The sequence below is a fragment of the Pantoea sp. 22096 genome, from assembly GCF_052045955.1.
Classification (GTDB): domain Bacteria; phylum Pseudomonadota; class Gammaproteobacteria; order Enterobacterales; family Enterobacteriaceae; genus Pantoea; species Pantoea alfalfae.
Genome location: NZ_JBQEPW010000001.1, coordinates 491,621 through 514,224 on the forward strand (window position 1 = coordinate 491,621; position 22,604 = coordinate 514,224).

The window sequence follows — 22,604 nt, forward strand, 5'->3', positions numbered from 1 at the left end:
CGTAAAAAGGTGAAATTTTGCAGCAGAATACTAAACACGATACTTCGCTGTGGTCGTTATGCAAGAATACCTATATTAATAGACATATTATTTTCGAAATGACCAAGCGCGATGTAATAAGCAGATATAAAGGCTCAGTAATGGGCATTTTCTGGTCTTTCATAAACCCTGTTTTTATGTTGGCTGTTTATACGCTTGTTTTTTCCGAAGTATTTAATGCTCGCTGGGGAAACGCTGCCGCAAATGAGTCAAAAGCACAGTTTGCTATTATTCTTTTCGCGGGACTTATTGTGCATGGGATATTTGGTGAAGTGTTGACTAAATCACCCACATTAATACTTAATAATGCTAATTATGTCAAAAAGGTGGTTTTTCCACTTGATTCTTTTCCGGTAATAGCATTGTTGTCCGCTTGCTTTCAGGCGTTAATCAATATTTTTGTGCTATTACTTGCATTTACTTTTGCGAATGGTTATATCCACTGGACTGTGGTGCTGCTTCCTGTTGTATTTATTCCCGTATTGATTTTAGTACTGGCTTTGAGTTTTTTGATTTCTTCGCTGGGCGTATTTATTCGGGATCTAGGACAGTTTATAACGTTGTTAATTACGGTAATACTTTTCCTTTCCCCTGTGTTTTATCCACTGTCTTCTGTACCTCAGAAATATCAGGTCATCATATTATCTAATCCATTGACATTCATAATTGAGCAAACTCGGGAAGTTGTTATCTGGGGTAGAATGCCAGATTTTAACGGATTGTTAATATATGGTTGTGTTTCAACAGTAATATTATGGCTAAGCTACTTCTGGTTCCAGAAAACACGTAAGGGATTTGCTGATGTTATCTAAAGACAATGCATTAGAAATAATCGATGTTAGCAAATGCTATCAGGTCTTCGATAGTCCTGTCAGAAGACTTAAGCAATTTATCGTACCTAATATTGAACGTAAACTAGGCAAAGTACCTCGTGTATACCATGAAGAATTTTGGGCACTTCAGGATATAAGTTTTAATTTACCTAAAGGCGAAACGCTGGGTGTGGTCGGACGGAATGGCTCTGGTAAATCAACCTTATTGCAGATTATTGCAGGTACATTATCCCCTACCCAGGGATCAGTCAATATTCAAGGTCGCGTTGCTGCCTTACTTGAATTAGGTGCTGGTTTTAATGGTGACTTTACCGGACGTGAAAATGTTTATCTGAACGGCGCGCTTTTAGGTCTGACTAAAGAAGAGATCGATAGTAAGTTAGATGATATCTTGTCTTTTGCCGATATTGGTCACTTTATTAATAATCCGGTGAAGACTTATTCAAGCGGAATGATGGTTCGTCTTGCATTTGCTGTACAGGCGCAAATAGATCCTGAGATATTAATCGTTGATGAGGCATTAGCTGTTGGAGATGCTAAATTTCAGGCAAAATGTTTTGCCAGATTGAAACAACTTAAAAATGATGGTACATCCATTCTTTTTGTATCCCATGCTACTGAACAGATTATTACGCATTGTGATAAAGCTATACTACTTAATGATGGTTCGATTGTAGGCAACGGTGCCCCAAAAGATATTGTTAATAAATATCTGGATCTACTCTTTGGAAAGTCATCCTCAGCAAATGCGAAGCGAATTAAAGAGGATAACCATCTTAAATCAGCTAGTAAAATTGAAAAAGACCAGACTGAAAGGTTTAACGTAAGTCAGGAGATTGAGCCTGTCGTTACTCTAGAAGAAAACGGATTCGAAAATCGCAATAACTATAATCCTAATGAATTTCGCTGGGGCGACAGAGCTGCCGAGATTCAGGACTTTTCACTTGTTCAGGGTGAGAATCTTTATCCCTTCAGCGTATCGGGCAATGGAAATATCAAGCTTAAGTTTCTTATTAAGTTCAACTCAACTATTTTCAGGCCTATTTTTGGTTTTGCTGTAAAAACTAAAGATGGGGTAACAATTTATAACACTAATACCAATATATTAGAAGCGCCTTTCATTGAAGCTGGAGAGGAAGGAAAGTCATATACCGTTAATACTGAAATGCCAATGCGTCTTTTCCAGGGTGACTATTTTATTTCGATTGGCCTTGCCAGTTATGATACATCAGGAGAGGTAGTTCCGCACGATCGGAGATATGATTCAATTCATATTACAGTAGAACCTACCCCAGAGTTTTTAGGTCTGGTAAATTTAGAGGCTTCGATTAACTGTGAATAAAGAAAAACTTTCAACAGTATTGTTATCATCTGATTTCGTTTATGACTCTGAAATCAATATCTGGGCCGAAAAAGATCAGCAGGAATTCAATTATAATGACGGCGATTATCATGAAAACTATATTCTGGACGTTGTCACAAAGTCTCAGGACTGTTCCGTACTTTCGCAGGAACTTGCTGGATATATAAAAGACTGGCCTTCACAGTATCATTTAACTTCAAAAAGATCTAACTTACTGAGGCCATTTGGGAAAAAGTTCAAAGGCAAACGTGTTCTGGAGATTGGATGTGGTTGTGGTGCGATAACGCGTTTCATAGCTGAAGCTGGCGCAGAAGTTATTGCCATAGAAGGTAGTAAAAGAAGAGCATCTATAACACGCAACCGTTGCAAGGATCTATCAAATGTTACTGTAATCAATTGTCCTAGCGATAAAATTCCGGATATAGGTGAATTTGATTACGTATTATTGATTGGCGTTCTCGAATATGCCCAGTGTTTCCTGGGCCATGAAGGACAATTATCACTTTTGTCGTTCTGCAAGAAAAGATTGAAATCCGATGGTTCTTTATTTGTAGCAATCGAAAACCAACTCGGCATGAAATATTTAGCTGGAGCCAAGGAAGATCATTTGGGAATACCAATGGTAGGTATTAATAATGCTTACCATAATAATGGTGTACGCACCTTTGGTAGAGTTGAACTTATCCAAATGATGAAAAAAGTAGGATTCAGCAATATTGAGGAATTTCTTCCTTTTCCTGACTACAAACTGCCAACTTTAGTTATTACTCCATATGGTCATCAAGAGCGCAGTTCAATAATTTATCCTTTGGTGAGTGAAGTACATCATAAAGATGCACAGGCACCAGATTCGTATACATTCTCATTAGAAGAGTCAACAAAAACAATCTGGAATAATAAGCTTGCTTCAGATTTGTCAAATTCATTTCTTATGATTGCTTCGGCATCAGAGTTAAGTCACGAAAGCGATAATACGTTGGCTTGGTATTATTCTGATGCCAGAATTAATGACAGCCAAAAGAAAATTAAGTTTCTTGAGGTTAATGGTAATTATAAGATTGAAAGTTACAAAATATCAGGTGAATTTATTAATGAAGAGCCATTCTATCAAGGCGAAAGTCTGTGGCTAAGCTTGGTAAATATTATTAATAAACATGGGTGGCAATTAAGCAGCGTGACTGAATGGGTAAGGCTGTGGATCAGTAAAGCACTCGTCACTGGAAAGGATGCGGATTCCTGGAAATGGAACACTGAGCTTCCACCAGAATACCTGGACGCAACTCCATTTAATATTATTAAAACTGAGCAAGGCTACGAGATTTTCGATTTAGAACTAAGCTCTGATAAGCCATTAATGCTTTCCTATCTGGTTTTCAGAGGCGTATTCAACTCTCTATTGCGAGTAACCTCCATTGCTCCTACAAAAGAGCTATCAGATTCTAATATATTTACCACTACTAAAATTATAGTAACAGAAATCTTCCCAGAACTGACTGAAGAGCATTTTAACGAATACTTAAAACAAGAGGTTGCTCTAGTTTCGCAAGTAGTAAACGTTGACACTAACGATCTTTTTGAACGCTATAAAAATTCGTTTTTCGTTGTTCGTGACTTCTTAAATGATTATAAAAGTGAACTTGCCAGAGTTTATCATACAAATCAGGATCTCTCCTCAACTGTGACCAATGTTGAAAATCAAATTAAAGATGTTGAAAAGCAGATCAAGGAGAAAGGTGAGGAGATATTTGGTAAAAATACTTTATTAGATATTAAAGAGAAAGAGTTGATCGATGCGCAAGAATCCTGTTCGAGGTTGCAGGAGCAAATCGACGACCTTCTTAGCGTTGCCGCTGAACAAAAATTCAGAGAAGAAAAACTTACGGAAGAGGTTAAAGTCAAAACGGATAAATTACAGAAAATTACTTCATCAAGAGCATGGAAATTAGCTTCATTTTTCAGTCGGTCTGCTAAATCGCTGAATAAATACTAAACTGGCAATCTGAAATCAGATAAGGGTATTGACGTTGAAAATCTATCGTTTTGCAAAAAAGATGTTATCTTCCGGAGATCGCGATCTTTTGAAATATCGTATTAAACTGGTCTCCAGGCTTTATAAAGAAGAGGGAGTTAAAGCTGTCTATAGCAGATTACAGTCAGCCTATAAGAATAATAACCCTGGCATTTATGCTCATAATCCTGCTTCAACAGATACCTTTAATGAAACATCTATCAATGATAGGTCTTCGCTGATTGAGGCTTGGCTAAAAACTGATTTTAAAAAAGCTTCACTGAAAGTTAACGAACAAAGTCATTATGTACCTAAGGCGCTCGATAGTCTTGAAGGCGTTGATTTACCGGTAAAAGTCATCGCCTACTATCTCCCGCAATTTCATCCATTTAAAGAGAATAATGAGTGGTGGGGTGAAGGTTTCACTGAATGGACAAACGTGACTAAAGCAAGGCCGCAATATCTTGGGCATCAACAGCCACGCTTACCTGGCGAACTCGGTTTTTATGATTTACGTTTACCTCAGGTCATGCGCCAGCAAATTGATCTAGCAAAACAGTATGGGGTCAATGGTTTTTGCTTCCACCATTACTGGTTTGGTGGCAAACGTCTGATGGAAACGCCTGTACAAAATTTCCTTAAAGATAAATCGCTCGATATTGATTTTTGTTTATGCTGGGCTAATGAGAACTGGACGCGTCGCTGGGACGGTCTGGAAAATGATGTTTTGATTTCTCAAAAGCATTCTCCAGAAGATGATATTGCCTTTTTAGATGACATCATGCCTGCACTTAAGGATGAGCGCTATATCAGAGTAGATGGTAAGCCACTGCTTATTCTTTATCGTGCAAGTTCACTTCCAGATGCTAAAGAGACGGGTAAACGCTGGCGTGAGCATGCCATTAAAAATGGATTACCAGGTCTTTACCTTGTTGTCGTTAATGCATTCGATGTTTCAAGTCCACAGCCTTATGACTTTGACGCTATTGTTGAGTTCCCACCGCATCAGATTGGTGCTAAAGATATTACTGACAGTATTACGCCGTTAAATAAAAACTTTACAGGGCGGGTTTATGATTATGAAGAGCTGGCGTTGAGAGCAGGTAAAATTGATAACGACAATTTTACCTGTTTCAAAGCAGTCATGCCATCATGGGATAATGAAGCCCGAAAACCTACTCAGGGTTTCTCTTTCTATAATGCAAAACCTGAGCTCTATGCTAAATGGCTTGATAGCGCAATTAAAACGACAATGAATCGCAGACCTGAAGAGCGTCTTGTCTTTGTCAATGCCTGGAACGAATGGGCTGAAGGTGCGCATCTTGAGCCGGACCGTCACAATGGCTATGCCTATTTACATGCTACAGCTAATATTCTTCGTAATTCACTTTTAAAATATGATTGTGATAACCAGCTTATTTCAGATATGAATCAAGAATTTAAACCCAGATTTAAGTCTGCAGTTATTTTACATGCCTATTATGAAGACCTGGCTTGCGAATTAGTCGAAAAATATATCGCTCAATATCAGGATAAGCTTGACCTAATCATTACTATGCGCAGCGATGTTAAACTGAGCACGCTCGAGAAAATAAAAGCTTCCTTTAAAAATGTTTTCTTTGTGATGGTAGATAATAGGGGGCGAGATATTCGGCCTTTCATTAAGGCGCTCAAAGTTGCTGATGGCTTTGGTTATAAATATATCTGTAAGGTTCATACTAAAAAGTCACCGCATCGTGTTGATGGTCAACAATGGCGTGAAAGCCTTTTCGCGGATCTTCTTGGAGCACGCGAACATGTTGCAAAAATCATCAACTATTTTGAGCTACATGAAGATGTCGGAATAATTGCACCGAGAAATTCAATCACGGATCTTTCAATTCCTGAAATAAATCTGGGTAACAGATACTGGCTTGAAAAACTCTTTGCACGGATGGATTCTCCCGAATTGTTCAAGACATTCAAAACCAGTTTCCCGGCTGGTTCCATGTTCTGGTTTAGAAAAGATGCCCTCGATCCATTGGCCAGCAACTTGCTAGACGAAGAAGAGTTCGAACTTGAGGCGGGTCAACTGGACGGCACTCTTGCTCACAGTGTCGAAAGGGTCACTGGAGCAGTAGCTAATTCACAAGGTTTTAAAGTAGTCGATATCACATCACTTTAACTCTCAGTCAGGCATCAATGCTCACAAAGGTTGATGCCAGGTTATCGATTGTGTTTATTAAATTCATGTGTATTTCAGTCTGGGAAGCATTATTTAGCAAAACAACCTATCTGGTTGATTTTTATTAACATAATTTAATGGTGCTACCGCACCATTCATTACCTTTAATCCGCTATCCTGAGTTAACATAGTGATCACTTACGAAGTGGTGTTACGGGTAACACCATGCGAGACCACAGACAGGAGTATGTAATGTCCAAGCAACAGATCGGCGTTGTAGGTATGGCAGTGATGGGCCGCAATCTGGCTCTTAACATTGAGAGCCGCGGTTACACTGTTTCAATCTTCAACCGTTCACGTGAAAAGACTGATGAAGTCATCGCCGAGAACCAGGGCAAGAAGCTTGCTCCTTTTTACACCGTTGAAGAGTTTGTTGAATCGCTGGAAAAACCTCGTCGTATCCTGCTGATGGTTCAGGCGGGTGAAGCGACTGACAAGACTATCGCCTCACTGACTCCACACCTGGATAAAGGCGACATCCTGATTGATGGCGGTAACACCTTCTATAAAGACACCATCCGTCGTAACAAAGAACTGTCTGACCAGGGCTTCAACTTCATCGGTACCGGCGTTTCCGGCGGTGAAGAGGGCGCACTGAAAGGTCCATCCATCATGCCTGGTGGCCAGAAAGAAGCCTACGAGCTGGTTGCGCCGATTCTGGATAAGATCGCGGCGCGTGCGGAAGATGGCGAAGCCTGTGTGGCCTATATCGGTCCGGACGGCGCGGGCCACTACGTGAAGATGGTTCACAACGGCATCGAATATGGCGACATGCAGCTGATCGCAGAAGCCTATGCGCTGCTGAAAGGCGCACTGGGCCTGAACAACGAAGAGCTGGCTGAGACCTTCACCGACTGGAACAACGGCGAGCTGAGCAGCTACCTGATTGACATCACCAAAGATATCTTCACCAAGAAAGACGAAGACGGTAAATACCTGGTTGATGTGATTCTGGATGAAGCAGCAAACAAAGGCACCGGTAAATGGACCAGCCAGAGTTCACTGGATCTCGGTGAGCCTCTGTCACTGATCACCGAGTCTGTCTTCGCCCGTTATCTCTCCTCGCTGAAAACGCAGCGTGTTGCGGCCTCTAAAGTACTGAGCGGTCCACAGGCGAAAGCCTTCACTGGCGACAAAGCGGAGTTCATCGAGAAAGTTCGTCGCGCGCTGTACCTCGGTAAAATCGTCTCTTATGCGCAGGGCTTCTCACAGCTGCGTGCCGCGTCAGAAGAGAACAACTGGGATCTGCACTACGGGGAAATCGCGAAGATCTTCCGCGCTGGCTGCATCATCCGTGCCCAGTTCCTGCAGAAGATCACTGATGCTTATGAAGCCGATGCAGGCATCGCTAACCTGTTGCTGGCTCCGTACTTCAAAGATATCGCGGATCAGTATCAGCAGGCGCTGCGTGATGTCGTTTCTTATGCGATTCAGAACGGTATCCCGACGCCAACCTTCTCTGCGGCGATCGCTTACTATGACAGCTATCGTTCAGAAGTGCTGCCTGCTAACCTGATTCAGGCGCAGCGTGACTACTTTGGTGCGCATACCTACAAGCGCATTGATAAAGACGGTGTGTTCCACACCGAGTGGTTAGACTAATCACTAAAAAGGGCTTCCCGAGGGAAGCCCTTTTTTTATCCTACCAGCAAATCCCCGCTCCGAATCTCTCGCTCACCTGCCAGCCGCACCACCAGCATGCCCGCTGTCGCAAACCTTACCCAGTGCCTTGCATAGAGAATACCGCCATACTCTGCGACCAGCGGCGTAATATGGTCGGTCAGCGGATCAACAATCTCAGCCACCACTTCTCCCGGACGAATCAGTGCGCCCAGCGGTTTGCGATGCAAAATCAACCCTGAAACCGGCGAATGAATATATTCACAGCCCGCTAACGGCGTTGGCGGATTTTTCAGGGAAGGGGAGGCCGCCGACGATCCTTCGCTGTGACGTTCTTTAATCACGCTCGCCTCTCCCGGTGCTTCAGCAACGTCAGGTACGTTCAAACCAATCGGCCCGTCATTGATTGCTACCACATCATCGCCGCCCGCGCTCGCCGGGACCAGTTCATCGCCACCAATGACGGGCGCGGCCACTTCTACGGAAATTGAAGGTTCGCTGTAGCCGATATAGCCGCCTTCCTGCAGCGCTGAAATAATCGCCTCCGCGTCTTTCTCGGCCTGTTCAGGCGAAACATCACGCATGCCTCGCAACTCCAGTGTCACTGGCAGCAATCCGCGTGGCATCGGGTAATCCTTACCAAATCGCTCTGCCAGCGTCAGCCAGGGTTCGCAGCAGGCTTCATCAAACGGCTCTCCACCGGAGATCTGCGCCAGCAGCTGTACTTCACTGCCTAACCAGCGCGCCAGCGGCTCAATGTCCGGCCAGGCGTGCGGTGTCGTGTAGAGGTGCGGCACGGCTTCCCAGTCACAGTGCAGGTCAATCATCAGATCGGCCTGACTGGCCATCCGCATCAGCGTAAAGCGCTGCGCATCCAGCTCGGTTTTTGGCACGGTATCGCGATAGTGGCGATCAATTGCCTCGCGGATCAGACTCTTATTCTGCGTTTCACTCTGGGTCAGACTTTCAGCCAGCCCGGCCGCCAGGGTTGCGCCCAGTGACGGGAAACGGCGGTTGAAGTCCTGGCCAGAGAGCGTATGGAATCGGCCCAGATGGGTGCCATGCCAGTGCTGTCCCAGCGCCAGTGGATTGGCAACCGGCACCAGGGTAAAGGCGGCTTTAAGTTGACCGGCGGACTCCAGCGCCTGTAGTCGCTGCTTTAAAAACCACGCCACCGCCATACCGGGCAGTTCGTCGCCATGCAGGGCAGCCTGGATATAAACCTGACGCTGGTAATCTTCACCGAAATGGAAACTGATGATTTCACGCTGGGTGCCTAAAGAGGCGCTTAACAGTGGATGATGTTGTTGATGCATACCGTGTTAATGTCCTTTAATCGGCAAAGGACGACAGCGCGCCGTCCCGAAAAAGTTAGAGTATAGTGCCGGATCGCGGTGAGGACGAAAAAGGATGACCGCGAGGTTACTGCTGGATAGAGATATCCGTGGCGAAGTAGCGCTTCTGAATCTGGTCAAAGGTGCCGTTCTTTTTGATTTCGGCAAAGGCATTATCCAGTGCGGTTTTCAGTTCGGTATCGCCTTTGCGCAGGCCAATAGCCGTGCCGGGGCCGATAATCGGATCCTGAATAATCGGTCCAGCCAGTTCAAAATCTTTGCCCTGCGGATGCTTCAGGAAGCCGATGGCCGCCTGTGCCGCATCGGTGAATACCGCATCCAGTCGGCCTGAAACCAGATCGCTTTCAACCTGTGCCTGATCGCCATAAGGCACTACGGTCACACCGTGAGGCTGCCATTTTGCCAGCGCATAGCGCTCCTGAACCGTTCCCTGTTCTACGCCGACCGTTTTTCCTTTCAGGGATTCAACGGTGGGCAGGATGCCAGCGCCTTTACGGGCAATCAGCTGGGTGTGGGTGTCATAGAGTGGAACAGTGAAATCGATCTGCTTCAGGCGCTCTTCGGTAATGCCCATGTCAGACAGAATGGCATCAAATTTACGCGCTTTAAGGGCCGGGATCATGCCGTCAAACTGGCTTTCAACCCAGACACATTTTGCCTGCATCTGAGTACAGAGCGCATTGCCCAGATCAATATCAAAGCCGACCAGCTTGCCCTGTGGCGTTTTCGATTCGAAGGGCGGATAGGTCGGATCGACCGCGAAACGCACCTGTTCGATTTTTGCCTGCGCGCTAAAAGCGCAGCCTGCCATAACCGCCACAGCCAGCGTCTGACGCAGGCGTTGAGTGAAAATGTTCATGATTTTGCTCTTATTCTGTCGTGATGAGTGATTATGCAGAGTATCGCCGGACTGCCGGGATGGCAATTGCTGCGTAATCGCCACCACGTCAGCCGCGCATAACGCGCGATAATCTTCGGTATTCAGGATCACTGAGCGTTCCAGCAGACCGGCGTTAAACGCGATCGCCGGATAACGTTCAAACAGCGCGGGGTCCACAATCAGCCTGAGGTCAGGATGAAAGCTGAACGGTGGTATCGCCCCGAATACGCAGCCGGTCAGCAGAGCGGTCTCCGCCGGGCTGGCGAGTGAAGCGCGTCGACCGCCTACTGCTGCCGCGACTTTGCCCAGATCGGCCTGCCGGTCGGCCGGTAATACCGCCAGCACATGCTGCTTAATGCCATTGCCTTTCACATGACAGACCAGCGCTTTCGCGCCCTGACCGATTTCGGTGCCGCGTATCGCCGCGACCGCTTCACATTTGCCGGTCGCCTCATGTTCCATCAGGCGATAACGCGCCTGGTGTTGCTCTAGCAGAGCGATTAACTTTTCATGGGTGGTCACGGTGCTCTCCTGCGGTCAGTTGCAGCATCAGTGTCTGCAGCATATGCGGCTGACGTGGCAATATGCCGGTTTTCAGACCCAGCGGTTTAAGCGCCCGGTTGAGGGTGCTCAGCGTGGTATTGTCCCTGTCCTGTTCAATATCTGACAGTGTGCGGCGGCTAATCCCGGCCAGCGCGGCATAACGTTCCTGAGAGAATCCCAGCACGTTTTTGCGAAGCTGCATCAGGAGCTTGCCCTGTGACAGTTTCTCTTCAGGAAACTGTTGAGTAAGGTTCAGCAGCATCGCTTCGCGTTCCAAAGGTGACAGCGTTTTTTTCATAGTTGCCAGCCTTTAATACGCTGATCAAGATAATCGTACGCAAGTAAGGCGGCGCTTTCACGGCCCTGGAGGGGATGCTAAATATTGAGTTGGGCGGCATCATACCAGCGGCCCTTAATAAATAGCTGGAGTGTGCGCATGGCAACACCTGTTGAGCAATATGATGCTCAACAATAGCGTTTAATTTTTGAGAAGGATTCTGCTCAGAATCCGCCTGTAAAACGAAATTCTGAGCAGCATATTGCACAATTACTTATGGCGGTTGCGCAGGTTGTTAATCACCGCGCTGAAGTCGAGATTCTGATCCTGTAACAACACCATCAGGTGATAGACAAGGTCTGAAGCTTCATTGGTCAGTTCATCCCGATCGTTGACGGTCGCCGCCAGCGCGGTCTCAACGCCTTCTTCACCCACTTTCTGCGCGATGCGCTTCGTGCCGCTGGCGTAGAGCCGTGCAGTGTAAGAGCTTTCAGGGTCAGCCGTTTTGCGCGACGCCAGCAGCTCTTCCAGCTGATAGAGGAAGGTCCATTCAGGCACAGCCGGAGAGAAGCAGCTGGTGGTGCCGAGATGGCAGGTCGGGCCAATCGGGTTCGCCAGTACCAGCAGTGTGTCGTTGTCGCAGTCAGGCGTGATGCTTACCACCTGCAGAAAGTTGCCGGAGGTCTCGCCTTTGGTCCACAAGCGGTTTTTGGTGCGGGAGAAAAAGGTGACATTGCCTTCTGCCAGGGTTTTTTCCAGCGCTGCCGGGTTCATGTAGCCATGCATCAGCACTTCGCCTGAGACGTTGTGCTGAACGATGACCGGCATCATGCCCTGTGTTTTATCCCAGTCGAGAAGGGCCTGTTGTTGTTGAGTTAGCACGCGCGAATCTCCACTCCGTTGTCGATCAGAAAGCTCTTCAGCTCACCAATATTAATAATCTGCTTATGGAATACCGAGGCGGCTAAAGCACCATCGACATTCGCCTCGGTAAACGCCTCCAGGAAGTGCTGCATGGTGCCTGCGCCGCCAGAGGCGATCAGGGGCACGTTGCAGACTTCACGCATTTTCTTCAGCTGCACCAGGTCATAGCCGTTACGCACGCCATCCTGATTCATCATGTTCAGCACGATCTCGCCTGCGCCCAGTTTCTGCACTTCCTGCACCCACTCCAGCGTTTCCCACTGCGTCACGCGGGTGCGTGCTTCGTCACCGGTATACTGATTCACCTGATACTTGCCGCTGGCCTCGTCAAACCAGGTATCGATGCCGACCACGATACACTGCACGCCAAACCGGTCTGCGAGGCGGGTGATGAGCGTGGGATCGGCAAGCGCCGGGGAGTTAATCGAGATCTTATCCGCACCAAACTCCAGAATACGTGCCGCGTCTTCAGGGGTTTTGATGCCGCCCGCGACGCAGAATGGAATATCGATCACTTCCGCAACGCGTGATACCCAGCTTTTGTCGACGACGCGGCCATCAGATGAGGCGGTGATGTCATAGAAGACCAGTTCGTCTGCTCCTTCAGCGGCGTAGCGCTGCGCCAGCGGCACGATGTCGCCGATGATTTCGTGATTGCGAAACTGTACGCCTTTGACCACCTGACCGTCACGTACATCCAGACAGGGAATTATCCGTTTTGCCAGCATGCGATCGCCTCCGAAACTGTGAATTTATTTTCCAGCAGCGCACGTCCGACAATCACGCCCTGAACGCCGCTGCCGCGCAGGGCGGCGATATCATTGAGGTCGCCAATGCCACCCGAGGACTGGAAAGCGATCGTCGGGAAGCGCGCCGTGACTTCCTGATAGAGCGCAACATTGGAACCGCTCAGGGTGCCGTCGCGGGAAATATCGGTGCACAGCACATGCTTCAGGCCCACCTGCTGAAAGTCGGTAACCACCTCTTCCAGGGTAACACCCGCCGCTTCCTGCCAGCCACTGATCGCCACTTCTTTGCGGTTACTGGCGTCAATGCGCACATCTAACGCCAGCACAATCGCCTCTGCGCCAAACTCCGCGAACCACCGTTTGACCTCTTCAGGCTCTTTCACAGCAGTGGAACCGACCACCACACGACTCGCACCCGCTTCCAGCAGCGCGTGCACATCGTCACGGCTGCGAATGCCGCCACCCACCTGCACCGTCACATCAACGCCGTCCAGCAGGGATTTCAGCAGCGTAATCTGGCGTTTCGCCGGATCTTTCGCGCCGGTTAAATCCACCAGATGCAGCACAGTCGCGCCCTGGCTTACGTAATCCTTCAGACGTGGCAGCGGCTCACTGCCGTAATCACGCTGCTGACCATAATCGCCCTGATGCAGACGAACCACTTTGCCGTCAATTAAATCTAACGCGGGGATAATCATTACATCTCCAGGAAGTTTTTCAGCAACTGCGCGCCCGCTTTGCCCGAGCGTTCCGGATGGAACTGGACGCCGAAGAAGTTATCTTTCTGCACCGCGGCGGTGAACGCTTCACCGTAGTGACACTGGGCGATGGTGCTGGCGTTGACCGGCATGGCATAGCTGTGGACGAAGTAGAAATAGGATCCTTCATCAATGCCGCGGAACAGATGATTGCCCGCCTGCGCGGTAATCTGGTTCCAGCCCATGTGCGGCAGCGGCAGGCCGTGGGTGTCCATGAGTGACACCGGCTCATCGATAATGCCCAGCGTCGGCACGCCGCCGTTTTCATCGCTGCCGCGTCCCAGCAGCTGCATACCCAGACAGATCCCCAGCACCGGCTGGGTACAGGCTTTTACCAGATCGATCAGGTCACGCTCTTCCAGTTGCTTCATTGCCGCCTGCGCGGTGCCTACGCCTGGCAGAAACAGTTTGTCGGCGCGCAGCACCACATCGGAATCGCGGCTCACTTCCGGGGTATAGCCCAGACGTTCAATTGCCCATTTCACCGACGAGAGATTGGCGCAACCGGTATCCATGATCACCACGTTCATCACAGCACTCCCTTCGAACTCGGCAGGGTATTACCCTCAACGCGGATCGCCTGGCGCAGCGTACGACCAAAGGCTTTAAACAGGCTCTCGACGCGATGATGGTCATTCTTGCCTTTGGTTTTCAGATGCAGGGTGCTCATCATGGCGTAAGAGAGCGAGCTGAAGAAGTGCTCGACCATCTCAGTGCTGAGGTCGCCCACGCGTTGATAGTTGAACTCTGCTTTGAACTCGATGTGCGGACGGCCGGAGATATCCAGCGCGCAGCGCGCCAGGCATTCATCCATCGGCAGCACAAAGCCGAAACGGCCAATGCCACGCTTGTCGCCCAGCGCCTTCAGCAGCGCTTCGCCCAGTGCCAGACCGGTATCTTCCACCGTGTGGTGATCGTCAATATAGAGATCGCCTTTCACTTCAATGTTCATGCGGAAGCCGCCGTGTACGGCAATCTGGTCCAGCATGTGGTCGAAGAAACCCACGCCGGTATTAATCTTGCTGCCGCCTTCGCGATCCAGCCAGAGTTCGACCCGAACCTGCGTCTCTTTCGTGTTGCGCTGCACCAGCGCATGGCGGTCACGCTGGGTCAGACGCTGCTGAATGGTCTGCCAGTTCTCGCCGTCAGCGCCGTAGCGGATAGGCTGAATGCCCATGTTCTCCGCCAGCTGCACGTCGGTCAGACGATCGCCAATCACATAACTGTTGGCGGTATCCAGCGCGCCTTCTGCCAGCCAGGCTTCTACCATTTTCGTTTTCGGCTTGCGGCAGTCGCAATGATCGTCCGGCATGTGCGGGCAGATCAGCACATCGTCAAACGCGATGCCCTGCGAGGTCAGGACCTGCATCATCAGATTGTGCGGCCCATCAAAATCCGCCTGCGGGAAACTGGCGGTGCCAAGACCATCCTGGTTGGTAATCATCACCAGGCGATAACCGGCGGCCTGCAGCGCCAGCAGCGCCGGGATAACGTCTGGCTCAAATGCCAGTTTATCCAGTCTATCCACCTGGTAATCCTCAGGCGGCTCAGAGATTAACGTACCGTCGCGGTCAATAAAAAGGGTCTTCTGACTCATGCTTGCTCCAGAGAAAAGGCTTGCAGCGCGGCGATCGCTCGTTCGCACTCTTCACGCGTGCCGATGGAGATGCGCAGGCATCCCGACAGGCCCGGATTTTTGTTCTGATCACGCAGGATAATGCCCTGATCCCATAAGGTTTTGAAGACTTTTGGAGAATCGGTAAAGCGCGCCAGCACATAGTTGGTTTCGCTGGGGAAAACCTGCTCAACGCAGGCCAGCTGCGCCAGTTCAGCCAGCAGCCAGCTGCGATTGTCGTTCAGCTGGACCACATGCTCGCGCATCAGCGCAATGCCTTGCTCACTCAGCGCCTGTCCGGCGACGTCCGCTACCGGCGTCGCCAGCGGGTAGGGCGCAATCACCTTCATCAGCAGGTCGATCACCGGCTTATTCGCCAGCGCAAACCCACAACGCAGGCCCGCCAGCGCAAAGGCTTTTGAAAGGGTACGCAGAATGACCAGATGCGGATAATCCTTCAGCCAGCCGGTCAGCGTCGCCTGCGGGCAGAATTCAATATAGGCTTCATCGGCTACCACCAGCGCTTTACCGGCGGTCATCGCCAGTAACTGGCGGATGTCGTCCTGATTAATCAGGTTGCCGGTCGGGTTGTTCGGGCTGCAAAGGTAAACGACTTTGACGCCATCAAGCTGTTCCGCGATAGCGGGCAGGTTGAGCTGCCAGTCGCTAAGCGCCGGAACGGTGCGATATTCAATGCCGATGGTTTCGGCGCTGACGCTGTACATGCCATAGGTCGGCGGACAGAACAGAATCGCATCCTGTCCCGGCTCACAAAAGGCACGCATGATTAGTTCGATGGCTTCATCCGCGCCACGGCTGACCAGCACCTGCTCGGGCGTTAAACCTGCGTAAGCCGCATAGCGCTCAATAACCAGCTTTGGCTGACATTCGGGATAGCGGTTCAGCGTCTGTTGCGACAGCTCAAACGGCACCGGCAGCGGGAATTCGTTGGCATTGAGCCAGACATCACCGTTGCCACCCAGACGACGCGCCGACATATAAGGCGTCAGAGCGCGCACATTCGCGCGCGCCAGCTGCTCAATATCCTGACTCATGCTTGCTCCTTCAGTGCGGCAACGCGCAGGGTGACGGCATTCTTGTGGGCATCCAGCTGCTCAGCGGCGGCCAGGGTTTCAATCGTGGCGGCCAGATTCAGGAAGCCCTGCGGCGTCAGCTCCTGCACCGTCATGCGTTTCTGGAAGTCGGCCAGGCCCAGGCTGGAACAGGTCGACGTATAACCGTAGGTCGGTAACACGTGATTGGTGCCCGAAGCGTAATCGCCCGCGGACTCCGGCGACCAGTCGCCTAAGAAGACTGAACCGGCGCTGGTGATCGACTCCACCAGATCGCGCGGCTGACGGGTCTGCAGAATCAGGTGCTCAGGGCCGTAGAGATTGGAAATCTCAACGCATTGCTCAAGGTCGCGCGCCACGATCAGGCGGCTGCTCTCCAGCGCCTGACGCGCCGTGGCCGCACGCGGCAACTGTGCCAGCTGCTGCTCAACCGCGACCGCGACCGCCTCGGCCAGCTTTAATGAAGGCGTCAGCAGAATAACTTGCGAGTCGGGCCCATGCTCTGCCTGTGAGAGTAAATCAGACGCGACAAACGCGGGCGTGGCGCCTTCATCCGCAATCACCAGCACTTCAGAAGGACCCGCCGGCATATCAATCGCCGCGCCATCGAGTCGCTGACTTACCTGACGTTTCGCTTCGGTCACCCAGGCGTTGCCCGGGCCAAAAATCTTGTCCACGCGTGGCACGGTTTCAGTGCCGAAGGCCAGCGCGGCGATAGCCTGCGCGCCGCCCACCTGGAACACCTCTTCTACGCCGCACAGCTGCGCGGCATAGAGGATCTCATCGGCAATCGGCGGCGGCGAACAGAGCACCACGCGGCCACAACCGGCGATACGGGCCGGAGTCGCCAGCATCAGCACGGTGGAGAAGAGTGGGGCGGAACCACCAGGAATATAAAGTCCGACCGATTTCACCGGGCGGGTGATCTGCTGGCAGCGCACGCCGGGCTGGGTTTCCACATCCACTGGCGGCAAAATCTGCGCGTTGTGGAAGGTTTCGATATTGCCCACCGCGACGGCCATCGCCTGCTTCAGCTCGTCACTCAGTTGGGCGCTGGCGTCTGCGATTTGCTGCGGCGTCACACGCAGATTTTCAACCTGCGCCTTGTCGAAGCGGGCGCTGAACTCGCGCAGCGCGTCATCACCGTTCAGCTTTACCTGCTCCAGCACGTTACGCACTGTCAGCGTGACGTTTTCAGAGGCGGCGATGGCAGGACGCAACAGCAGCGCCTGCTGCTGTTCGGAGGTGCACTGCTGCCACTCAATCGGGGTAGAAAAGGCCATGGCTTACTCCATCATCTTCTCAATAGGCAGCACCAGAATTGAACTGGCACCCAACGCTTTCAGTTTTTCCATGGTTTCCCAGAACAGGGTTTCGCTGCTGACCATATGCATTGCCACGCGGCTGACATCGCCTGCCAGCGGCAGAACGGTCGGACGCTCCGCGCCAGGCAGCAGGCTGATTACTTCTTCCAGCCGCTCACTCGGCGCGTGCAGCATGATGTACTTCGATTCACGCGCTTTAATCACGCCCTGAATACGGGTCATCATCTTGTCGATCAGCTCCTGCTTGGCGGCTGGCATCTCGCCGTCGCGCTGGATCAGGACGGCTTTTGAGCGATAGATGACTTCCACTTCACGCAGGCCATTCGCTTCCAGCGTGGCACCGGTGGAGACCAGATCGCAGATGGCATCCGCCAGACCGGCGCGGGTCGCCACTTCAACAGAGCCATTCAGCATACAGGTTTTAAAGCTGACGCCTTTTTTGTCGAGGTACTGTTTGAGCAGGTGCGGATAAGAGGTAGCGATGCGGGATTTATCGAGGCATTCCGGGCCGGTGTACTCGGCGTCAGTCGCCATCGCCAGTGACAGACGGCAACCGCCGAAATCCAGGCGACGCAGCGTAAAATAGCGCGGGTCTTCGCCCTGGGCACGGCGCGAGAGTAATTCCTCTTCCAGCACGTTTTCACCGATGATGCCGAGATCGACCACACCGTCCATCACCAGGCCAGGGATATCGTCATCGCGCACGCGCAGGATGTCGATCGGCATGTTCTCCGCAAACGCAATCAGGCGCTGTTGCTGAAGGTTGATTTTAACGCCGCAGCGCGCCAGCAGTTCGCGTGAATCATCACTTAAACGGCCAGATTTCTGCATAGCTATGCGTAAACGGGTGTTATCTAACATGGTTCCTGTCCTCTTAATCCTGTCCTGAAAGTGTGGTTGCGCCAGCCCATAAAAAAACCCCCGGAAGACGATCTTCCGGGGGTTCTCTTGCGTTCACACCACTGGAAGATCTTGAAAGTCTTCCAGCACCAATCGCCTGAAAGACTAGTCAGGATGATGGTGGTGATGATGGTTTAACTGAACGCGTGTCATAATAATCTCGTCGATGAATGAGTATTCATTTGTGGGGTTTAACCTAGCGAAGATGGCAGCACTTGGCAACACTTTTTTAAACAGGCGCTTCGGAAAGCGCTGAAACAGGTTGTTCTTGTTTGCAATCCGGGGGCAAACTACGGTGAAGTCAGGGTTGATGTTTCACGTCAGGAGTCAAAATGAAGAAGGTCGCGATTGTGGGACTGGGCTGGCTGGGTATGCCGCTGGCCACGGCGTTAACGGCGCGAGGCTGGCAGGTCACCGGCAGCAAAACCACGCCAGACGGAGTTGAAGCCGCACGCCGCTGCGGCATTGAGGCGTTCCAGCTGGAACTGACGCCGGAACTGCTGTGTGATGCTGCCGATATCGAGTCGCTCTTTAACGTCGATGCATTGATTGTCACGTTACCTGCCAGCCGTACAGCGGAAGGCGGTGAAGCTTATCTGCAGGCGGTGCAGAATGTGGTCGATACCGCGCTGGTGTATAAAGTGCCGCGCATCATCTTTACCAGCTCAACGTCAGTCTATGGTGGCAGCTCTGGCATTAAACGGGAAAACAGCCCGCTGACCGCCGAAACGGTAGCCGGTAAAACCCTGGTTAAGCTGGAGAGCTGGCTGCACGATCTGCCAGGAACCAGCGTGGATATTGTGCGTTTGTCCGGTCTGGTCGGGCCAAAGCGTCATCCGGGACGCTTCCTCGCCGGTAAGCAGGATGTGACAAATGGCTCGCAGGGCGTCAATCTGGTGCATCTGGATGACGTGGTTGAGGCGATTACGCTGCTGCTGCAGTCGCCAAAAGGGGGCCGGGTTTATAACCTTAGTGCGCCGAAACATCCGACGCGCGACACCTTCTATCCCGCCGTTACGCGCCAGCTTGGTCTGCAGCCGCCGCAGTTCGCGCCAGAGGCCGTAAAAGACAGCGGCAAGCTGATTGATGGGTCACGCATCTGTAGTGAACTCGGGTTTGAGTACCGCTATGACGACCCGGTGAAGATGCCGCTGGAGTGATACGCGGCTGGCGCTGTTGCGGGGGCTGAGTGCTCCCGCTCTGATATATGAGAAGTCTGCTCTTCCTATAGTTACAACATACAAAAGAATTTTAAACAACAGGGCAGAATGTGCCCTGCTGCAGGACCTGTTTTCATCAGGCCAGGCAGTCAGGTCTGGCCCTCAGCCTCACACCCCCAGCCGATCCCTCAACGCATACCACACCGCCCCCATCGCCGTCAGCGGCACCTTAAACCGCCGCCCGCCGGGAAACGGCAGGTGAGGCAGACGAGCAAAGGCGTCAAACCGCTCCGCATCGCCGCGTAACACTTCGCTAATCAGCTTGCCGGAGAGATGGGTACTGGTGACGCCATGGCCGCTGTCGCCCTGCATAAAATAGACATTCTTCTCCATCCGGCCAAACTGCGGCATACGCGACAGCGTTAGCAGGAAATTGCCGCTCCAGCTGAAGTCCAGCTTCACGTTCTGCAATTGCGGGAAAGTACGGCGCAGCTTGGGCCGGATCAGCGCTTCAATATCGGCTGGTTCCCGCGCGCCGTAGACCACGCCGCCGCCATAGAGCAGCCGGTTGTCGGCGGTCAGACGGAAGTAATCCAGCAGATAGTTACAATCCTCCACACAGTAATTGTTCGGCATCAGCGACAGTGCCTGGTCGGGTGTCAGCGGTTCGGTTGCCACAATCTGCGAGCCGCATGGCATGCTTTTCCTGCTCAGGCGTGGCTCCAGCTGGGGTGACAGATAGGCATTACCGGCGAAGATCACAAATGTCGCACTGACTTCGCCCTGAGCGGTCTTCACCCGGTTAGGTGTGCCATAAACCACATCTGTCGCCGCGGACTGCTCATAAATGCGTCCACCATGTCGACGAATGGCTTCCGCTTCTCCCAGCGCCAGATTCAGCGGATGCAGATGGCCGCCACGTCGATCCAGTAGCCCGCCGACATAACGTTCGGTGGCAACTTCGCGGCGAATACCCCGTTCGTCCAGCAACTCCAGATCGTAATTGCCGTACTGCTGCCATAGCGTTTTCTGTTTTTGCAGATGTGCCATCTGACGTGCATTCAGCGCTGCAAAAATGCCGCCGGGCCGGTAGTCACAGTCAATTGCATACCGCTTAATGCGATCGCGGATAATCTCAGCGCCTTCAAACATCATGCTGCCCAGCATGCGGGCGCTCTCTTTACCGTAGCGCTGCTCAATCACATCCACGTCGCGGCTGTAGGAGTTCACCACCTGACCGCCGTTTCGCCCGCTGGCACCGAAGCCGACCCGCGCCGCTTCCAGCACGACCACGTCATAGCCGACCTCGGTCAGATGCAGCGCCGCTGAAAGACCGGTGAAACCGCCACCAATTATGCAGACGTCACACTGAATGCTCTCCTGCAGGGTCGGCCAGGGCGCATGCGGATTGGCGGTCGCTGCGTAATAACTCTCCACATAATTCATAACAACCTCCGGGAAGCGCCTAAAAGTTGGCTGGCGTGTGGGCACTGACAATGCGGCAGGGGATTTCAGCCCTGTTGGTGAAGCTGTGCGGTAAACCGGTGTCAATCACATAGCTCTCGCCAGCGGAGAGATGAAACTGCTGTCCGTTGATGATCAGCGTAATTTCGCCTTCCAGCAGCGTACCGGTCTCTTCGCCTGGATGACGGAGCTTCTCGCCAGTGCTGGCACCGGGTTGATAGGTTTCCAGCAGCATGCCCAGCGTGCGCTGCGCACGGCCATTGTCGATCAGCTTCAGCGACACACCCTGGCTGCCAATCTCCAGCAGATCGCTGGGTCGGACAATCACTTTCGGCTCCGCATCCGGTTTGGGGTCGGAGAAGAATTCCGACAGCGACAGCCCATAGACCTTTAGCAGCTTCTGCAGGGTGCTGACCGCCGGGCTGACCTTATCCTGCTCAATGGTGCTGATAGCGCTGTGGGTCAGTCCGGCCAGTTCAGCAACGCGACGTTGCGACAATCCCATCGTCTGCCGGATCTGCGCCAGCCGTCGTCCCGGTGCCAGCGTGGCATCACTCATCTGCTTTTCCCCTGTGGTAACGACTCGCGGCCTGAATAAAGCCGCTGAACAGCGCCTGCGATCCCGCCGTGTTTTCCGGTTGCCATTCGGGATGCCACTGTACCGCCAGGGCGAAGGGATGATGACGCAGGCTCACCGCCTCAATCAGGCCATCCGGCGCGCGTGCCTCAACGCGCAGCTGCGGCCCCGGTTCGCGCACGCCCTGATGATGCAGTGAATTGACCGCAAGCGGCATATTGCTGTCCAGCAGCGTTGCCAGCAGGCCATCCGGTTCGATAGTGATGGTATGCGCTGGCGCATACTGGTCATCAAATGGCAGTGTCTCATCTTCATGATGACGCTGAAATTTTGCCTGCTCACTGAGATTCCGCCACAGCGCGCCACCATTGGCCACCACCAGCTCCTGCAGTCCACGGCAGATGCCAAACATCGGCATTTTGTGGCTGGTGGCCCAGGTGATCAGCTGAAAGGCGAGACGGTCGCGGCCCGGATCGGCATGCGGCTCTTCACCGGCTTCGCCATAATGCCAGGGTTCGATGTTGCTGGGACTGCCGGTGAGGAGCAGGCCATCCAGCACAGCCATAGCGTTTTCTGATAGATGAGGCGCATTAGTAAGACTTTGGGGCAGGGCGAGAGGCACGCCACCCGCCAGGACGACCGCATCAATATACTTGTTATGCACCGTCTGAGTCGGATGGCCGCCCAGATCCTTCTGGCACATCACTACGCCAATCAACGGCTTGTCAAAAATAATGCCCATCTTACGTCCTCGCATTACTGGTCGAAATATCTACCGAAAGGGCACGGCTGGCGGTTAAGTGTGCAATATTTTTTCAATCTAGCAATGTGCTGTTTGTTCTTCAAACAGATTTGTTACATTTGCACACTTTTTATGTTGGCGCTATGTTAGTGGTGTGGCTGTTATTTTGAGCATT

The 22,604-nt window shown here is 51.6% G+C and carries 21 protein-coding genes, 1 pseudogene and 1 other annotated feature; of the genes and pseudogenes, 6 read left to right on the plus strand and 16 right to left on the minus strand.

Features of this window, described 5'->3' with window-relative positions; translation table 11 throughout:
• The first annotated feature begins 17 nt into the window (after window positions 1–17).
• The 5 genes from ACTJKZ_RS02125 (at window position 18) to gndA (ending at window position 8,069) form a co-directional block, all read left to right on the plus strand.
• On the plus strand, window positions 18–851 hold the full coding sequence (locus ACTJKZ_RS02125) for an ABC transporter permease (RefSeq protein WP_222925253.1): 834 nt from the start codon (window positions 18–20) through the stop codon (window positions 849–851).
• Complete coding sequence (locus tag ACTJKZ_RS02130) at window positions 841–2,214, plus strand: ABC transporter ATP-binding protein (RefSeq protein ID WP_222925254.1); 1,374 nt, start codon at window positions 841–843, stop codon at window positions 2,212–2,214. The genes ACTJKZ_RS02125 and ACTJKZ_RS02130 overlap by 11 nt, the downstream gene beginning before the upstream one ends.
• Window positions 2,207–4,225: a methyltransferase domain-containing protein gene (locus ACTJKZ_RS02135; protein WP_253419271.1), complete on the plus strand. Its 2,019-nt coding sequence runs from the start codon at window positions 2,207–2,209 to the stop codon at window positions 4,223–4,225. Before ACTJKZ_RS02130 ends, ACTJKZ_RS02135 begins: the two co-directional genes overlap by 8 nt.
• A 34-nt stretch (window positions 4,226–4,259) precedes the next feature.
• Window positions 4,260–6,407, plus strand: coding sequence for a glycoside hydrolase family 99-like domain-containing protein (locus ACTJKZ_RS02140; RefSeq protein WP_222925256.1), 2,148 nt, complete (start codon window positions 4,260–4,262; stop codon window positions 6,405–6,407).
• 252 nt (window positions 6,408–6,659) lie between these two features.
• Window positions 6,660–8,069 (plus strand): NADP-dependent phosphogluconate dehydrogenase, encoded by a 1,410-nt coding sequence (gndA, locus tag ACTJKZ_RS02145; RefSeq protein WP_033733220.1) that lies wholly within the window; start codon window positions 6,660–6,662, stop codon window positions 8,067–8,069.
• A gap of 35 nt (window positions 8,070–8,104) precedes the next feature.
• On the opposite strand, the gene ACTJKZ_RS02150 is transcribed toward gndA, so the two are convergent.
• The 13 genes and pseudogenes from ACTJKZ_RS02150 to hisL all read right to left on the minus strand — a co-directional run bounded on the left by ACTJKZ_RS02150 (window position 8,105) and on the right by hisL (window position 18,639).
• Window positions 8,105–9,403, minus strand: a complete 1,299-nt coding sequence (locus tag ACTJKZ_RS02150; protein ID WP_161734455.1) for a succinylglutamate desuccinylase/aspartoacylase family protein — start codon at window positions 9,401–9,403, stop codon at window positions 8,105–8,107.
• Window positions 9,404–9,509: 106 nt separating this feature from the next.
• Window positions 9,510–10,301, minus strand: coding sequence for an ABC transporter substrate-binding protein (locus ACTJKZ_RS02155; RefSeq protein ID WP_161734453.1), 792 nt, complete (start codon window positions 10,299–10,301; stop codon window positions 9,510–9,512).
• Between the two features lie 75 nt (window positions 10,302–10,376).
• A pseudogene (locus tag ACTJKZ_RS02160) lies at window positions 10,377–10,844 on the minus strand (YbaK/prolyl-tRNA synthetase associated domain-containing protein); the annotation flags it as partial.
• Window positions 10,831–11,163, minus strand: coding sequence for a helix-turn-helix domain-containing protein (locus ACTJKZ_RS02165; RefSeq protein WP_285088318.1), 333 nt, complete (start codon window positions 11,161–11,163; stop codon window positions 10,831–10,833). The gene ACTJKZ_RS02165 and the pseudogene ACTJKZ_RS02160, both read right to left, overlap by 14 nt.
• 249 nt (window positions 11,164–11,412) lie before the next feature.
• Window positions 11,413–12,024 carry a bifunctional phosphoribosyl-AMP cyclohydrolase/phosphoribosyl-ATP diphosphatase HisIE gene (gene hisIE / locus ACTJKZ_RS02170; RefSeq protein ID WP_161734447.1) on the minus strand — a complete coding sequence of 204 codons (612 nt, stop codon included), beginning with the start codon at window positions 12,022–12,024 and terminating at the stop codon, window positions 11,413–11,415.
• Window positions 12,018–12,794: an imidazole glycerol phosphate synthase subunit HisF gene (hisF, locus tag ACTJKZ_RS02175; protein ID WP_033783632.1), complete on the minus strand. Its 777-nt coding sequence runs from the start codon at window positions 12,792–12,794 to the stop codon at window positions 12,018–12,020. Before hisF ends, hisIE begins: the two co-directional genes overlap by 7 nt.
• Complete coding sequence (hisA, locus tag ACTJKZ_RS02180; RefSeq protein ID WP_161734446.1) at window positions 12,776–13,513, minus strand: 1-(5-phosphoribosyl)-5-[(5-phosphoribosylamino)methylideneamino]imidazole-4-carboxamide isomerase; 738 nt, start codon at window positions 13,511–13,513, stop codon at window positions 12,776–12,778. Before hisA ends, hisF begins: the two co-directional genes overlap by 19 nt.
• Window positions 13,513–14,103 (minus strand): imidazole glycerol phosphate synthase subunit HisH, encoded by a 591-nt coding sequence (gene hisH, locus ACTJKZ_RS02185; protein WP_161734444.1) that lies wholly within the window; start codon window positions 14,101–14,103, stop codon window positions 13,513–13,515. The genes hisA and hisH overlap by 1 nt, the downstream gene beginning before the upstream one ends.
• Complete coding sequence (gene hisB / locus ACTJKZ_RS02190) at window positions 14,103–15,170, minus strand: bifunctional histidinol-phosphatase/imidazoleglycerol-phosphate dehydratase HisB (protein ID WP_253419265.1); 1,068 nt, start codon at window positions 15,168–15,170, stop codon at window positions 14,103–14,105. The genes hisH and hisB overlap by 1 nt, the downstream gene beginning before the upstream one ends.
• A complete protein-coding gene (gene hisC, locus ACTJKZ_RS02195) occupies window positions 15,167–16,243 on the minus strand; it encodes a histidinol-phosphate transaminase (RefSeq protein ID WP_161734440.1) in 1,077 nt (358 codons plus the stop codon). The genes hisB and hisC overlap by 4 nt, the downstream gene beginning before the upstream one ends.
• Window positions 16,240–17,544 (minus strand): histidinol dehydrogenase, encoded by a 1,305-nt coding sequence (hisD, locus tag ACTJKZ_RS02200; protein WP_440829145.1) that lies wholly within the window; start codon window positions 17,542–17,544, stop codon window positions 16,240–16,242. Before hisD ends, hisC begins: the two co-directional genes overlap by 4 nt.
• 3 nt (window positions 17,545–17,547) lie before the next feature.
• The gene (hisG, locus tag ACTJKZ_RS02205) at window positions 17,548–18,447 is read right to left on the minus strand and encodes an ATP phosphoribosyltransferase (protein ID WP_061062857.1); all 900 of its coding nucleotides are present in this window, start codon (window positions 18,445–18,447) and stop codon (window positions 17,548–17,550) included.
• A 48-nt stretch (window positions 18,448–18,495) separates the two neighbouring features.
• Window positions 18,496–18,616: a sequence feature (His leader region), on the minus strand.
• Window positions 18,592–18,639 carry a his operon leader peptide gene (gene hisL, locus ACTJKZ_RS02210; RefSeq protein ID WP_110411768.1) on the minus strand — a complete coding sequence of 16 codons (48 nt, stop codon included), beginning with the start codon at window positions 18,637–18,639 and terminating at the stop codon, window positions 18,592–18,594. It overlaps the preceding feature by 25 nt.
• A gap of 179 nt (window positions 18,640–18,818) precedes the next feature.
• Between hisL and ACTJKZ_RS02215 the strand changes: the two genes are divergently transcribed.
• A complete protein-coding gene (locus ACTJKZ_RS02215; RefSeq protein ID WP_440829146.1) occupies window positions 18,819–19,646 on the plus strand; it encodes an SDR family oxidoreductase in 828 nt (275 codons plus the stop codon).
• Between the two features lie 168 nt (window positions 19,647–19,814).
• Here ACTJKZ_RS02215 and ACTJKZ_RS02220 read toward each other — a convergent pair whose 3' ends face one another.
• From ACTJKZ_RS02220 to puuD, 3 genes are read right to left on the minus strand one after another with little or no spacing between them, the layout of a single operon-like run.
• Window positions 19,815–21,092, minus strand: coding sequence for an NAD(P)/FAD-dependent oxidoreductase (locus tag ACTJKZ_RS02220; protein ID WP_161734434.1), 1,278 nt, complete (start codon window positions 21,090–21,092; stop codon window positions 19,815–19,817).
• 19 nt (window positions 21,093–21,111) lie between these two features.
• The gene (gene puuR / locus ACTJKZ_RS02225; protein ID WP_161734432.1) at window positions 21,112–21,669 is read right to left on the minus strand and encodes an HTH-type transcriptional regulator PuuR; all 558 of its coding nucleotides are present in this window, start codon (window positions 21,667–21,669) and stop codon (window positions 21,112–21,114) included.
• Complete coding sequence (gene puuD / locus ACTJKZ_RS02230) at window positions 21,662–22,429, minus strand: gamma-glutamyl-gamma-aminobutyrate hydrolase (RefSeq protein WP_161734430.1); 768 nt, start codon at window positions 22,427–22,429, stop codon at window positions 21,662–21,664. Before puuD ends, puuR begins: the two co-directional genes overlap by 8 nt.
• Between the last annotated feature and the right edge of the window lie 175 nt (window positions 22,430–22,604).

What these genes read in the sequence shown, in the direction of transcription:
- hisA (WP_161734446.1), bottom strand. Translation starts at nt 13,513, where the DNA reads ATGATTATCCCCGCGTTAGATTTAATTGACGGCAAAGTGGTTCGTCTG.
- hisH (WP_161734444.1), bottom strand. Translation starts at nt 14,103, where the DNA reads ATGAACGTGGTGATCATGGATACCGGTTGCGCCAATCTCTCGTCGGTG.
- gndA (WP_033733220.1), top strand. Translation starts at nt 6,660, where the DNA reads ATGTCCAAGCAACAGATCGGCGTTGTAGGTATGGCAGTGATGGGCCGC.
- ACTJKZ_RS02220 (WP_161734434.1), bottom strand. Translation starts at nt 21,092, where the DNA reads ATGAATTATGTGGAGAGTTATTACGCAGCGACCGCCAATCCGCATGCG.
- ACTJKZ_RS02130 (WP_222925254.1), top strand. Translation starts at nt 841, where the DNA reads ATGTTATCTAAAGACAATGCATTAGAAATAATCGATGTTAGCAAATGC.
- ACTJKZ_RS02150 (WP_161734455.1), bottom strand. Translation starts at nt 9,403, where the DNA reads ATGCATCAACAACATCATCCACTGTTAAGCGCCTCTTTAGGCACCCAG.
- hisB (WP_253419265.1), bottom strand. Translation starts at nt 15,170, where the DNA reads ATGAGTCAGAAGACCCTTTTTATTGACCGCGACGGTACGTTAATCTCT.
- hisC (WP_161734440.1), bottom strand. Translation starts at nt 16,243, where the DNA reads ATGAGTCAGGATATTGAGCAGCTGGCGCGCGCGAATGTGCGCGCTCTG.
- hisG (WP_061062857.1), bottom strand. Translation starts at nt 18,447, where the DNA reads ATGTTAGATAACACCCGTTTACGCATAGCTATGCAGAAATCTGGCCGT.
- puuR (WP_161734432.1), bottom strand. Translation starts at nt 21,669, where the DNA reads ATGAGTGATGCCACGCTGGCACCGGGACGACGGCTGGCGCAGATCCGG.
- ACTJKZ_RS02165 (WP_285088318.1), bottom strand. Translation starts at nt 11,163, where the DNA reads ATGAAAAAAACGCTGTCACCTTTGGAACGCGAAGCGATGCTGCTGAAC.
- ACTJKZ_RS02215 (WP_440829146.1), top strand. Translation starts at nt 18,819, where the DNA reads ATGAAGAAGGTCGCGATTGTGGGACTGGGCTGGCTGGGTATGCCGCTG.
- hisD (WP_440829145.1), bottom strand. Translation starts at nt 17,544, where the DNA reads ATGGCCTTTTCTACCCCGATTGAGTGGCAGCAGTGCACCTCCGAACAG.
- hisF (WP_033783632.1), bottom strand. Translation starts at nt 12,794, where the DNA reads ATGCTGGCAAAACGGATAATTCCCTGTCTGGATGTACGTGACGGTCAG.
- puuD (WP_161734430.1), bottom strand. Translation starts at nt 22,429, where the DNA reads ATGGGCATTATTTTTGACAAGCCGTTGATTGGCGTAGTGATGTGCCAG.
- ACTJKZ_RS02155 (WP_161734453.1), bottom strand. Translation starts at nt 10,301, where the DNA reads ATGAACATTTTCACTCAACGCCTGCGTCAGACGCTGGCTGTGGCGGTT.